The organism is Thiohalorhabdus denitrificans (assembly GCF_001399755.1).
Classification (GTDB): Bacteria; Pseudomonadota; Gammaproteobacteria; order Thiohalorhabdales; family Thiohalorhabdaceae; genus Thiohalorhabdus; species Thiohalorhabdus denitrificans.
On record NZ_LJCP01000015.1, the window covers coordinates 1 to 12,584 of the forward strand.

11 protein-coding genes and 1 pseudogene are annotated in these 12,584 nt (G+C 60.7%); 5 read left to right on the forward strand and 7 right to left on the reverse strand.

Annotation, left to right across the window (positions count from 1 at the left end):
- Nucleotides 1-520, forward strand: a 520-nt coding sequence (locus AN478_RS13350) for an IS3 family transposase (RefSeq protein WP_156344079.1), incomplete at its 5' end; no start/stop codon positions are given.
- A gap of 689 nt (nucleotides 521-1,209) precedes the next feature.
- Here AN478_RS13350 and AN478_RS13780 read toward each other — a convergent pair.
- The 3 genes from AN478_RS13780 to AN478_RS13360 form a co-directional block, all read right to left on the reverse strand.
- The gene (locus AN478_RS13780; RefSeq protein ID WP_082433115.1) at nucleotides 1,210-3,750 is read right to left on the reverse strand and encodes a TIR domain-containing protein; all 2,541 of its coding nucleotides are present in this window, start codon (nucleotides 3,748-3,750) and stop codon (nucleotides 1,210-1,212) included.
- 235 nt (nucleotides 3,751-3,985) lie between these two features.
- Entirely contained in the window at nucleotides 3,986-4,621 is a 636-nt protein-coding gene (locus AN478_RS13355; RefSeq protein WP_054967129.1) for a transposase, read from the reverse strand.
- 268 nt (nucleotides 4,622-4,889) lie between these two features.
- A complete protein-coding gene (locus AN478_RS13360; RefSeq protein WP_054967130.1) occupies nucleotides 4,890-5,309 on the reverse strand; it encodes a hypothetical protein in 420 nt (139 codons plus the stop codon).
- A 234-nt stretch (nucleotides 5,310-5,543) separates the two neighbouring features.
- On the opposite strand from AN478_RS13360, the pseudogene AN478_RS13785 reads away from it, so the two are divergent.
- Nucleotides 5,544-6,346 (forward strand): annotated as a pseudogene (locus AN478_RS13785) (hypothetical protein).
- Nucleotides 6,347-6,399: 53 nt separating this feature from the next.
- Here AN478_RS13785 and AN478_RS14180 read toward each other — a convergent pair.
- Both AN478_RS14180 and AN478_RS13370 read right to left on the reverse strand, forming a co-directional pair.
- Nucleotides 6,400-6,741: a DUF5615 family PIN-like protein gene (locus AN478_RS14180; protein WP_074471482.1), complete on the reverse strand. Its 342-nt coding sequence runs from the start codon at nucleotides 6,739-6,741 to the stop codon at nucleotides 6,400-6,402.
- A gap of 2 nt (nucleotides 6,742-6,743) precedes the next feature.
- Nucleotides 6,744-6,974, reverse strand: coding sequence for a DUF433 domain-containing protein (locus tag AN478_RS13370; protein WP_054967132.1), 231 nt, complete (start codon nucleotides 6,972-6,974; stop codon nucleotides 6,744-6,746).
- Between the two features lie 201 nt (nucleotides 6,975-7,175).
- Here AN478_RS13370 and AN478_RS13375 point away from each other — a divergent pair, with 201 nt between their 5' ends.
- Nucleotides 7,176-7,418: a hypothetical protein gene (locus tag AN478_RS13375; RefSeq protein WP_054967133.1), complete on the forward strand. Its 243-nt coding sequence runs from the start codon at nucleotides 7,176-7,178 to the stop codon at nucleotides 7,416-7,418.
- Between the two features lie 94 nt (nucleotides 7,419-7,512).
- Here the strand turns inward: AN478_RS13375 and AN478_RS13380 are convergent, their stop codons facing one another.
- Nucleotides 7,513-8,127 carry an undecaprenyl diphosphate synthase family protein gene (locus tag AN478_RS13380; protein WP_054967134.1) on the reverse strand — a complete coding sequence of 205 codons (615 nt, stop codon included), beginning with the start codon at nucleotides 8,125-8,127 and terminating at the stop codon, nucleotides 7,513-7,515.
- A gap of 361 nt (nucleotides 8,128-8,488) precedes the next feature.
- Entirely contained in the window at nucleotides 8,489-9,169 is a 681-nt protein-coding gene (locus AN478_RS13385) for an arylesterase (RefSeq protein ID WP_054967135.1), read from the reverse strand.
- Between AN478_RS13385 and AN478_RS13390 the strand changes: the two genes are divergently transcribed.
- On the forward strand, nucleotides 9,168-9,854 hold the full coding sequence (locus AN478_RS13390; RefSeq protein ID WP_054967136.1) for an ABC transporter ATP-binding protein: 687 nt from the start codon (nucleotides 9,168-9,170) through the stop codon (nucleotides 9,852-9,854). The two genes, AN478_RS13385 and AN478_RS13390, sit on opposite strands and share 2 nt — an antisense overlap.
- A complete protein-coding gene (locus AN478_RS13395) occupies nucleotides 9,851-12,352 on the forward strand; it encodes an ABC transporter permease (RefSeq protein WP_054967137.1) in 2,502 nt (833 codons plus the stop codon). The genes AN478_RS13390 and AN478_RS13395 overlap by 4 nt, the downstream gene beginning before the upstream one ends.
- The last annotated feature ends 232 nt before the right edge of the window (nucleotides 12,353-12,584 follow it).

Below are 12,584 nucleotides of genomic sequence, written 5' to 3' on the forward strand. Positions count from 1 at the left end.
CCGGGTGGAGCGGGACTTCCAGGCCGAGGCACCGGATACGCTCTGGGTCTCGGACATCACCTATGTACCCACGGACGCCGGTTTTCTGTACCTGGCCGTGGTGCTCGATGTCTTCAGCCGCGGGGTGGTCGGCTGGTCGATGGCCGGCCACATGCGCACCGAGCTGGTACTAAACGCCCTGGATATGGCGATTCAGAGTCGCCAGCCGGAGTCGGTAATTCATCATTCGGACCAGGGCTGCCAGTACACGTCGCTGGCGTTCGGCCAGCGCTGCCAGGAGGCCGGCGTGGCCCAATCCATGGGCTCAGTCGGTGATTGCTACGACAACGCCCTGGCCGAGAGCTTTTTCGCTACCCTCGAATGCGAATTGATCGACCGCCAGTGCTTCGGAAACCATGCGGAGGCCAAGCGGGCGATCTTCGAATTCATCGAGGGCTGGTACAACCCGAGTCGCCGCCATTCCGCCCTCGGCCAGCAGGCCCCGAAGGCCTATGAAGCGGCCTGGCGGGATGCCGCGTAAACCAAACTGTTACCTGTCCACTGAAACGGGGCAACTCCAAACCCCGCATCTAAGACGTGGTCGATATAACGTGGCCTAGGTCCAAAGTTGGAAGGGCCCAATCGGAGGTGACTGCATATTCTCGAGGCCGCGCCTATAAGGGGACGGCTACCAACCAGGCGGCCCGGCGACGGCTGAAAGCGAACCATGGCTATGTTGGGAGCAGCGCTTCGGGTAACCGACGCCCCGGTAACCGATTTGGGCAAAGTGAAGGATTGGGACACCAGCGGACCGATTTTCACCAGGGGGTGTGGCCGCTATGACGTGTTTAGCTAGGGGGAGCCGGAAAATCCCAATACCCAATGGTTATCGGTGCGGGGGTTAGAAAACCGGAAGATGGTCCCTTCGCTCCGAACCATTTCTCGTTGGTGTACCTACTATCATGGTTGCCCCCCAAAAAACCGCCCCCAACCCACCTTTTGCGTACCGGACCAGCTGGTGGTGCCAAGTGTGGAGTAGCATTATGTATCCTAAGAACTGGCACCTACAGGTGTGGCGGGGATCAGTGGGTGTGGGGTCGCCATGAGACAAAAGGTGCCTTCTTCGGGGTGGAGGAGCAATTTTTCCAAACGTTCTCTCTATTTGGCGGATAGAACTAACGGACAACCTGGAAAATCCTTTAAAGGAATATTTTTAAGTTTATACCAATTCTACCGCCCACCGGACTCCAATTGGCTCCGGTATTGGTATTCTAAAGGAATATCCAAAGCATCGGCGATTTGTTGCTTTTTATAATATTCAACAGGGAACATGTATGTGTGCTGGACAACAAGCTCTTTAAGAATTTTAAAACAGGCAATATTATCTTTAAATTCTTTCGACAAGTCCTTAACCCTTTCAATATCTAAACGCTTTTTATGCTGCAATTCCATTGCAAACCGGATAAGCTGAATTGCAGGTCTTGGAAACTGATTTTCCATATCGTCGTATATAACATCAGCTTCCGTACATCCAACAGAAGAAGAAATTTTATTTATAATACCGAAAATTACCCCATAAGTTAAAAGTAAGTAGGAGTTCTTGGCTTCAACCTCAACCTCCTTATTTGTCAAGTTTGGATTTTCACTTAAAACCTCCTCAATGCTACGAAGTACTTCTTCTTTCCCGATTTCTGAAATGCTAAGAAAGTAATGTAAAAACCTTAATCCAGTAAATTCAGATTCTTTAATTAATTCAAAAAGCCTATCTCTGGGCAAAGAAGCCGCTCTTCCTCTAACTACTTGACCTACCAATTCCATGGATTTTAAAAATTTTGTCACCTGAGCAAGCAAATCGTTAGGGCTAAGTTCTTCAACAATCTCTTCGAGTTCTTCAGCTTTATTTTCAGCTTTTTCTTCTTGCTCAGCTTTTACCCGACGCCCTTCTTTAACCTCTCTTTTTTCCATAACTAATTCAGGAATTTCTTTAATAAATTCTTCTATAAAGTCAATCTCATTTCTTTCTAGCCATGTAACAGGCTCTTCTTCAAATTGTCCCATTAGAGTATATTCAATATCCTCAAGAACCTCAACGGAATTAGAGTGATGAGTTACAAATATAAGTATATTGGCGCACTCTTGCTTATGAAGATTTTCCAAAAGATAGCTTATAGTTTCTTCTTTAAAGCTAGTAGAATATAAGTTCTCGGCTATCCATCTTGCAGCAAAGAAATAATATACATAGGGATGCTTAAATTGCCATCCATTTTGCCCTTCTTCTAACAAAAGACATTGTTCTAACATTTGGATGGGATTCTGATCTTCGACGGGAAGATAAATCTGATTGTACCAATCAAAAAAAGCTTTTACCCCTTTTGAATCTAAAGAATTCCTCCCATAAATCCAACCGGACATTTGGGTTAAAAGGTTCATATATTTATCTAACTCTTTGGGAGAAATATTACTTTTTTCAAGAGCCTGGTAGACTAAATATTGGTAACAATGTCCATGAGCGGTCAACTCCATTTCTTTGCCACTATTAACCGAGGCTAAAGACAATATAGTTAAAATGTACGGAGGTAACGGGGGGACTACATTTCTTAGAACAATAGAATCCAGACGGTCCATTAATTGGTCAGCCCGCCCGTAGAGCTCTTCTTCAATTATTTCGTCTTTTTTGCCCGCAGAAATCCAAGCCTCAACTAACTCTTGCCTTTTCTTTTTACCAAGTGGGAGTATTTCATACTCTTTAAAAAATTCTGAAGCTTCTAAATCAAGAGAAACGTACCTAAAACGATCTGAGGAAATCAAATCTACACTTTCAAAGTTGTGATATAGATCACTTAATATTGCATTAAGGGCTGCTCTATTTAGTCCACAACTACCGAAATCATCAATTACAATAGAAATATCATTCATATTTTCCACGTTATAGTCCGAATTATAATACTCACTTTGTAAAGCCTTATCCAACCAAGTATTTATATTTTTATTTCTTATGTCTGTTCCGTTTAAATAAATAGGAATTCGCCCCTTTTCCAGTTTTTCGCTAAATATTTTCTTTGCAAGAGTCGTTTTTCCGGATTGCTCCTCCCCATAAATTATTTTTTGTTTTGGCAAATCTTCAGAAAAGGCTTCTATAATATTATTTAAATCAGAAGCATCTTCTGTTATTGAACGAACATGAGGAGGGATAAATATATCCGAAAGGGTTAGAACGGTAGCGTTGGGATGATTAAAAGGAAGGTCTAGCTCTTCAAGCCACTTCTTGGTGGCCTCGTTTAACTCAAGCTTTTTCTCTTGGCCATCTTGAGCGGCTTGTTTTACTAAAACTTTTTCCTTTTCCTCAATTGAATCAAGTCCATCTGCCAGAGATTCGGCTATTTCTGTCCAAGCCCTATTCTTATTTGACCATTCTTGTACTGCGTTACCGTTTTTGGGTAAAGCATTATATTGTTTTAAACGAGTTCTTTGCCAAGAGCATGTCTCAACAATAAGTGGAATTACCCGGTGGGTGTCATTTTCTATTGCGGGACCTACCTCATACTCATTAATATAATACGACGCAAGAAAATTCGGTGTTATTATTGCAACTACTTTGTCATACTCTTTTAATTTTTCTTGAATTTCCTTATGCCAATCATCTCCGGGGTCTAGTTGTTCGTCGTTCCATATTTCGATATGGGTTTCATTAATTAAAGGATTTAAAAATTTTAACAAGTCTTCCTTATGCTGTTCGTCTTTATGGCAGTAAGAGAGAAAAACTTTAGACATTGTTTCCCCTGTTTTTGGTAAAAGGAGGTATTTTAGTACCTTAGGTTAAAAACGGAAAGATTCAGCTAGCAGGACGCTGAAAAACGGGCCTCCATCGGCCCCATTTCCCCTTTGAAGGCCGAAAAAACGGACAAAGGGGACTCGAATCCTTCTTTTGAACCCCGGAAACCGGGCTTTCCAGCCCCGTTTCCGGGGGCTGGCCCGGGAGCCCGACACACGGGCCCCCGGCAAGGCCTCAGGCCGGGTCCGGCGCCAGGAGCTTGCGCAGTCGGATCAGGTTGTAGGCCACCGCGTGGAGGTTGAACCAACCGGCCAAGGCCTCGGCGCCTCGCAGCATGGGACGCCGAAGCAGGCCGGCGGCTTTGCTCCAGCCGAAGGGCTCCTCCACGCGCTTGCGCACCTTCTGGCTGGCGGCGTAGCCGGGGTGGCGGGTGGTCCGGGCGGCAATGGCCGTACGCCGGTTGGTGTTGTTCTGCGCGATATGCGGCGTGGCGTTGAATTCGCGACGTAGGTTCTCAACGAAACCCCGGGTGTCGTAGCCCTTGTTCGCCGCCACGGTAATGCGGTGGCGGCCGGGGATGCGCTCCAGCATGGCAAGAGCAGCCTCGCGCTCGGCGGTGCCATTGGCCTCGGTGAGTTCGGTGGCCACTACCAGGCCATGGCGGTTCTCGATGGCGATGTGGCCGAGGTAGGCCAGCCGGGCGGCCTGCCCGGGGGCCTTCTTGTAGAGCTTGGCGCCCGGGTCCGTGGTGGAGCGATGGGTAGCGTTGGTGCGGCGCTCGCCCCGGAGGTTGCGTGCGGCATTGCGGCCGCTGCCCCCGGAGCCACTGTCGTCCTCGTCGTCGGCATCCACGGGTTGGAAGCTCTTCATGGACGCCCAGCTCTCGACCAAGGTGCCGTCCGGAACCTAAAGGACACCCACCCCGTTTGCCTCCACCTCGCCATACCTACCTTAAGGACACCCATCTCTTTTGCCCCCACCTGGCCTCCTTGGTAAGTTCTCAGTATGTTCTTAGCGAGGAGGCCTGCCCCACGCGCCGAGGTAAGGGACGCCCACTTCCCGCCTCGAACGTCAAAACCTAAAGGACACCCGCTTCGTTGAAAGTGGGTGTCCTTTTCCTCGTTCCTCGGACTTCCGTTCAGGCGGCCTCGGCGCTGATAACCCCGCGCTGGAGATCGATGAGCAGCCGCTGACCCTCGATGACCGTGGCACAGGCGAGCAGGAAGATCTCCACGAACTCGTCGCGCTCCTCCTCAGGCATCTCCGGGTGGGCGTTGAAAGTGCCGAACATGCTGTCGTGGGCGCCTGCAACGTAGAGGATCATACGCTCCATGGCGCCCTGGTCGTCCGGCGGCGGCGTCTTGGCATCCAGCACCGGCTCGTCCATCTTCTCCTTGATGGTGGAGTAGAGGTGGAACACGTACTCCGCCGCACTCTGCCGACCCCGGCGGTCCTGCAGAGTCACGTCCGAAGAGATCTCCTGCCCGCTGCGCGCCCGCAGCGTGATGTGCTTGGATTCCGGTTTCTCATCGGCGTAGGGGTTGATAATCTCGGCCACGGCGCCTCCAGGCTTCCGAATCGGTGAGTATGGCGCTCAGGATAACCGGCCGGGCGGGTCGTGTCAGGCGCCGGCCGGCGGGTGGACGCGAGAGCCTAAAGGACACCCACTTCGTTTGCCCCGTTGTGCCCGCACCTACAGGACACCCACCTCGTTTACCTCGTTTACCTCGTTTGCCTCCGCCTGACCTCCTTGGTAAGTTCTCAATATGTTCTTATTAAGGAGGTTTCCTCCATGACCCAGCCCCGCTCCGCCCAAGTCTCTGTTTCCGAAAACCCCTGGTACCACTGCGTCTCTCGTTGTGTGCGGCGGGCCTTCCTATGTGGGGAGGATCCGCTTACCGGTGCGAGTTACGAGCACCGCCGCGGCTGGATCGCGGACCGGCTTCAGCGGCTCGCCTCGGTGTTTGCCGTGGATGTGGCGGGCTACGCGGTCATGAGCAACCACTTTCATGTGGTGGTGCGGGTCGACGCGGAGCGGGCGGATTCCTGGTCCACGGACGAGGTGCTGGCGCGCTGGACCGCGTTATTCTCGGGCCCTTTGCTGGTGCAGCGGTACCGGGAGGAGGGGGGGCGGGGATGGCCGAGACGCCGGAAGAATCGGAATTCACGTCCATCCAGAAGCGGCTGGGGCGCCCGCCGGAGGCGGGGGACGAGGCGGCAAGGGCTGGTGAGGCTGGCACCGATCCGGATGGCGTCGAGGCCTTGCCCAAGGCGCCGCTGATGCCCTTCGACGGCACGGGACGGACCGAGTGGGCCATTCCCTACGCCTTCGATGATTACCTGGAGCTGGTGGACTGGCTGGGCCGGGCGGTGCATCCGGCCAAGAAGGGGCGGATTCCGCCGGATCGGCCAAAGATCCTGGCGCGGCTTGGTCTGGACGCCGAGGGCCTCGTGCAGGAGGCGGGCCGGTTGTTGCAGGTCTTCGGTTCGGCGGTTGGCGCGCCCGCTTCGCTCACGGAGGCCCGGGCCCAGCGCCAGCTGGCCTATTTGCGCGGGGTTCGGGTGGCGGAGGGGGTGTTCCGGGATGCGGCATAGCGGATGAATAGAAGGCTGGGAGCCAAGGTCCCGGATTAGAAGCTAATAGGGGTTCATTCCCCTTTGGCTTTGACCTCTACGAGCCGCTCCCCGCGCTCCAGGGCGTGCACAACTTGGGGAAGTAGTGGGGCAAACCAGTTCAGCAGGCCCCGTTTGGTGGTGTTACCCAGTCGGACCCAAACTACTTGGGCGTGCTCGGGTTGCAGTGTCACCAAGGTCACAAAGTCCTCATCCTTGGAGATTACAACAGCTCCCGTTTGGTGGGCGACTCTCCATATCTCCCGGTCCGGCGAAGCCTCCAATCCCAGGTCGACCACGTGCTCCGCTTGGTGCCCCTGTTCGGATAGCCACCTTGCCAGGGCTGGGGGGAGCTGCGCATCAACAAGGAAGCGCACCGTTACGCCACATCAATGACGGTGTGGTCGGATTGGCGTGCAGCGTAGGTCAACGCCGCTTGGATATCCTCTGCCTGAAGGTAAGGATAGTCCTCCAGGATTTCATCCTGGCTTGCCCCGCTCGCCAGTAATTCAAGGATGTCGGTTACTCGAATGCGGAGCCCCCGAATGCAGGGGCGTCCCCCGCACACTTCGGGGTCGGTGGTAATGCGTTCGAGGGCGTTTTCGGTCATGGTTTGTGACCCAGGATGGGAAGGACGGCATCGGGATTTCTGGAAAAATAACACCGGCCCTGCCAAAGGTGGAAGCGGGCGGGTATACCCTACATTTGATTGGCGCCAGGTGCGGGCCTTGGCCGACCGTTTCCGGGTTTCCACCGACGCCTTTCGTGAGCCGGCGGTAGCCGAATAATTGGTCTCCACGGGGGAAAGGTCATGAACGGCATCATTCGGTCCCGCGCCGAGCTTCGGGAGGTGATTGAAAATGGCCTGGGAGCCGACGCCAGTGACTATTTGATAGATAAGTTGTGCGCGTCCGCCTGGGAAGAAGCCCGGGAAGCCGGTTTCGGGCCGGGGGACGATTGGACGGATTTTTTGGCCGGGGTGGATTGGCGGGAGAAGGCAGGGGATGTGATTGCGGCCGATATCCAGGCCAAGTTCGACAAGGCCAGGAAGTAACCCTAAAGGACACCCACTTCGAAACAGAAAGTGGGTGTCCTTTTCTTTGGGTGTCCTTTTCTTTGTTTCGCTGGCATGGAAGCTGAAGGTTGGCCTATCCGCCCAGGCTGCGGTCCTGCTGGCGAAACCAGTTGAGGGCTTCCTGAAAGTGGGAGGGATGAAAGTCGGGCCAGAGGTCCTCCACTACATAGAAATCGGCGTAAACGGACTGCACCGGCAGGAACCCGCTCAATCGCCGCCCACCCCCCCAACGGACGATCAAGTCCAGGCGTGAGACGGGGTTGGAGCGCAGCTGCCCGGAATCACACAGGCCGCGGAGGTCCCACTCCCAGCCGTAATTGGCCAGCAGGTTGACCTTGATTCCCGTGCCCTGACGGGTCCGGAACTCGCGCAGATCCCGGGGAAACGGGGCGGCCTGCTCGTCGCCAACCACCAGTACGGCAGCCCCCCGGTGGGCCACCTCGTAGGCGTAGTCGACGCAGGCGGCGCTGAAGTGCGTCTTCTGCGCGCTGGGACGTCGGGTATTGTCCTGAGTGAACCCGTAAATGGAGATCTCTTCGACGCCCTGCTGGCGGCAAAGCTCGAACAGCTCCAGACCGGGCTCGATGCCGTAGGCATAGCCCTCTTCCTTGGCCATGCCCCGGAGCAGGGCCCACCGGCGATTTCCGTCGGGGATGAAGCCAATATGCCGGGGAAGGGATGCTTTCAAGGGTCGGGTTCCTGGCTGAACGGGCAACTGGCCTATTTCCCGGCGCCGCACACGCTCGCGGGATATGGTTAAGGGCCACTCCGCGGGGAAGGCCGCCGGGGAGGACGGGTTTCCGGTTGTTCATGAGGGCCCTAAACAATTCGACAAGCGGAAAGAGGCGGAGAGCCCGGGAACCGGGCTCGCCCTAGTTTCGGGTGTGCTTCGATGCAGGGCCTTCCTGATCCGTACGTCGGAGGCTGGTTGGCCGGTTCTGCGATCAGGCGGAGCGGTCAGCCACGAGCTGGCCCGCATGGTCCCGAATCTTGTCCTTGGGCACGGGGGCTACATTGCTTTGTCCAATTTTCCGGAGGGGGCTTGCGGGTCATGGCTCACCTTCGGCCGGTGCCGGGGAAGGCGGCCGCCTGCCAGCGGCCCCCGCCCCCTCCAGCAGCGAGCGCAGGTGGGGCCAGACGTTGTCCAGGATGCGGGAATGGCCGGCGGCGTTGGGGTGGATGCCGTCTTCCTGCATGCGGTCGCGGCGCTCACCGACCCCGTCCAGTATTTGCGGGACGAGCTCCACCCCGGTGCGTTCGGCCACCTTCCGGTAGACGTCGGCGAACCGCTCGGTGTAGGCCGGCCCGTAGTTGGGCGGCAGACGCAGGCCGAGCAGAAGGACCCGGGCCCCGGCGGCGCGGGCGCGCTCCACCATGGCGGTGAGGTTGTCCGCCATGGCGGAGAGCGGTTGGCCCCGCAGGCCGTCGTTGCCGCCCAGCTCGATGATCACCACCGCCGGCTCGTGCGCGGCCAGGGCATCGGGCAGGCGGGCGAGGCCACCACTGGTGGTGTCGCCGCTGACGCTGGCGTTCACCACCCGGTGGGGATAGCCGCGGGACTCGAGTCTCGTGCGCAGCTTGGCCACCCATCCCTCCTCCACGGCCACGCCGTAGCCCGTGCTGATGCTGTCGCCGACCACCAGGATGGCGGGCGGGGCGGCGGAGGCGCCGGGTATGATCCCAAGCAGACCGATTCCGGATACCAGGATCCAGCTCAGGAGCCAGCGCATGCAGCATTCCTCCGATCCGATTCTCTGGGCCACCGGGCTGGGCAGCCGGGTGAGCGGCCCCGCCGGGTGGCTCACCATTCTGGACGGAATCGAGCTGGCGGTCGCCCCCGGCGAGGCGGTGGCGGTGCTCGGGCCCTCCGGGGCCGGCAAGTCCACTCTGCTGGGGCTGCTCGCCGGCCTCGACGCCCCCACCAGCGGTGACGTGCGGATGTTCGGGAGCTGGCTGGGCGCCCTGGGCGAGGACGGCCGGGCCGCCCTGCGGGCGGGACGGGTGGGGTTCGTGTTCCAGTCCTTCCAGCTGGTGCCCGGTCTGACCGCCCTGGAGAACGTCATGCTGCCCCTGGAGCTGGCCGGGCGGGAGCGGGTGCGGGAAACCGCGCTGGGCGCCCTGGCGCGGGTGGGCCTGGGGGAGCGCGTCGGCCACTTGCCCGGGCAGCTGTCCGGCGGGGAGCAGCAGCGGGTGGCCCTGGCGCGGGCCTTCGCGCCCGACCCGGACCTGCTGTTCGCCGACGAGCCCACCGGCAACCTGGACGGGCGCACCGGGTCGGAGGTGATCGAGCAGCTGTTCGCGCTGCGCGCCGAGCGCGGCACCACCCTGGTGCTGGTCACCCACGACGAGGCGGTGGCGGGGCGCTGTGACCGCCGCCTGCGCATGGTGGACGGCACCCTGGAGCCCGGGGCGTGATCCGGGCCCTGCGCTTCGCCCTGCGGGCCCTCCCGCGCGACCTGCGCAGCCGCGAGATGCGGGTGCTCGCCGCCGCCCTGGTCGTGGCGGTGGGCGCCCTGTCGGCGGTGGGCTTCTTCACCGACCGGGTGGATCGGGCCCTGGCGCAGCGGGCCACCGACCTCCTCGGCGCCGACCTGGTGGTGGAGGCCGATGCCCCGCTCGGGGCCAACTGGCGGGACAAGGCCGCGGACCTGGGCCTGCGCACCGCCGGCTACCTGACCTTCCCGAGCGTGGTGGTGGCCGGCGAGCGCACCGAGCTGGTGGCCGTGAAGGCGGTGGGCCCGGGCTATCCCCTGCGCGGGGCGGCGCGCTTGAGCGAGGTGCCCTATGGGCAGGGCACGCCCACCGCCTCCATCCCGGAGCGTGGATCCCTCTGGTTGGATCCCCGCTTGTTCGCCAGGCTCGGCGTGGAAGTGGGTGATCGCATGCCCCTGGGCCAGACCGAGCTGAAGGTGGCCGCCTCCCTGGCCTACGAGCCGGACCGCGGCGGCTCCTTGTTCCAGCTGGCGCCCCGGGTGATGCTCAACCGCGCCGATCTGCCGGATACGGGGCTGGTCACTCCGGCCAGCCGGGTGGCTCACCATCTGCTGGTGGCGGGGCCGCCCGAGGCCGTGGCCGCCTTCCGCCAATGGGCCGAGGGCCGTGACCGGAAGGGCGTCGAGCTGCAGGGCGTGGAGTCGGCCCGTCCCGAGATGCGAGTCGCCCTGGATCGGGCCGAAAGCTTCCTGGGGCTGGCCGCCGTGATGGCGGTGATGCTGGCGGGGGCGGCGGTGGCCGTGGCGGTGCACGCCTTCAGCGCCCGCGAGGCGGACAGCGCCGCCCTGATGCGCTGCTTCGGCGCCCCCCTGCGGCTGGTGGAGGGCTCCCTGCTCCTGCGGCTGCTGGTGGTGGGCCTGCTGGCGAGCGGTATCGGGGTAGGGGTGGGCTGGCTGGCCCAGAACGGCCTGGTGGCCCTGGTGGGCGCCTGGTTCGGCGACCGCCTCCCGCCCCCTTCCCTGGTGCCGGCCTTCACCGGGCTCGCCGCCGGGGTGGTGACCCTGGTGGGCTTCGGCCTGGTGCCGGCCCTGCGCATCCGTCGGGTGCCGGTATTGCGCGTCCTGCGCCGGGAGGCCGCCGCGCCCGAGCCCTCCGCCATCGCCGCCGCCCTGCTGGCCGTGGCCGCGGTGGGCGGGCTGATCTTCTACCAGGCGGGGGATGCCGCCCTGGCGGGCTGGGTGCTGGCCGGCATCCTCGGCCTGCTGGGGGCCCTGGGCGGCGCGGCCTGGCTGCTGTTGCGGGTGGTGGGCCGGTTTCGCGGCCGGGCGGTGGGCGGCTGGCGGTTCGGCCTGGCCAACCTGGCGCGCCGGCGCGGGGCGAGCACGGTGCAGCTGGCGGGCTTCGGCCTGGGCCTGCTGGCCCTGCTCCTGCTCGCCGTGGTGCGGGTGGACGTGCTGCGCGCCTGGGAGCGGGACATCCCGCCCAAGGCGCCGAACCAGTTCATGATTAACATCCAGCCGGACCAGGTGGGGGAGGTGCGGAAGCGGCTGCGGGAGGCCGGGATCCGGCCCGAGGGCTTCTACCCCATGTCCCGCGGCCGGCTGGTGGCCGTCAACGGCGAGTCCGTGTCGCCCGGGGACTTCGAGGCCGGCCGGGCCCGGCGGCTGGCGGAGCGGGAGTTCAACCTGTCCTGGGCCGAGACGCCGCGCCCGGACTACGAGGTGGCGGCCGGCGAATGGTGGAGCCCCCAAGAGGCCGCCTCGAGCAGCCAGCTCTCGGTGGAGACGGGCATCGCCGAGGACCTCGGCATCGCCCTGGGGGACCGCTTGACCTTCCGCGTGGCCGGGGAGCGGGTCACCGGCAAGGTGACCAACCTGCGCCGCGTGGACTGGGAAAGCTTCAAGGTCAATTTCTTTGTCATCGCCACCCCCGCCGCCCTGGAGGGCGCCCCCGCCACCTGGATCACCAGCTACTGGGCGCCACCGGACAGCGCGGGCGCCATCGCCCGCCTGGTGCGCGCTAATCCGGGCATTACCGTCCTCGACGTGGGCTCCATCCTCGACCGAGTGCGCAGCACCATCGCCCAGGGCGCGCGGGCGGTGGAGTACGTGTTCGCCTTCTCCCTGCTCGCCGGGATCATCGTGCTGGTGGCGGCGATCCAGGCCAGCCGCGACGAGCGGCGGGTGGAGATCGCCCTGCTGCGCACCCTGGGCGCGAGCAGCCGCCGGCTGCGGGCCATCCTCGCCGCCGAGTTCGCCGCGATCGGGGTCCTCGCCGGGCTGCTCGCCGCCGGCGGGGCCGGGCTCATCGGCTGGGCCGTGAGCACGCAGGTCCTGGAGCTGCCCTATACCTTCAACCCCTGGCTGCTGGTGCTCGGCATGGGTGGCGGGGCGCTGGGCATCACCGCGGCCGGCCTGGCGGCCACGCGCGGTCTCCGGGCGGAGCGCCCGCTGGTGCTGCTACGCAACCGGCAGGGGTAGCCCCGGCGGTTGCTGCTGTCGGTGGGTGTGCAAGGCGGAAGGGGACCGAATTTCGGTCGGTTACCGTGCGAAGTAACTTGCTTGCCGGTCCCACGATTGGAGGGGTGGAGTTGACCCGCTTTCGTGGACACCTGACCCTTTGGCTTGAAAGGAGTCCACGATGGCCAAGTCGCAAGCCCGGTATTCCGCGGAATTCCGGGAGCAGATGGTGGAACTGGTCCGGGCGGGCCGG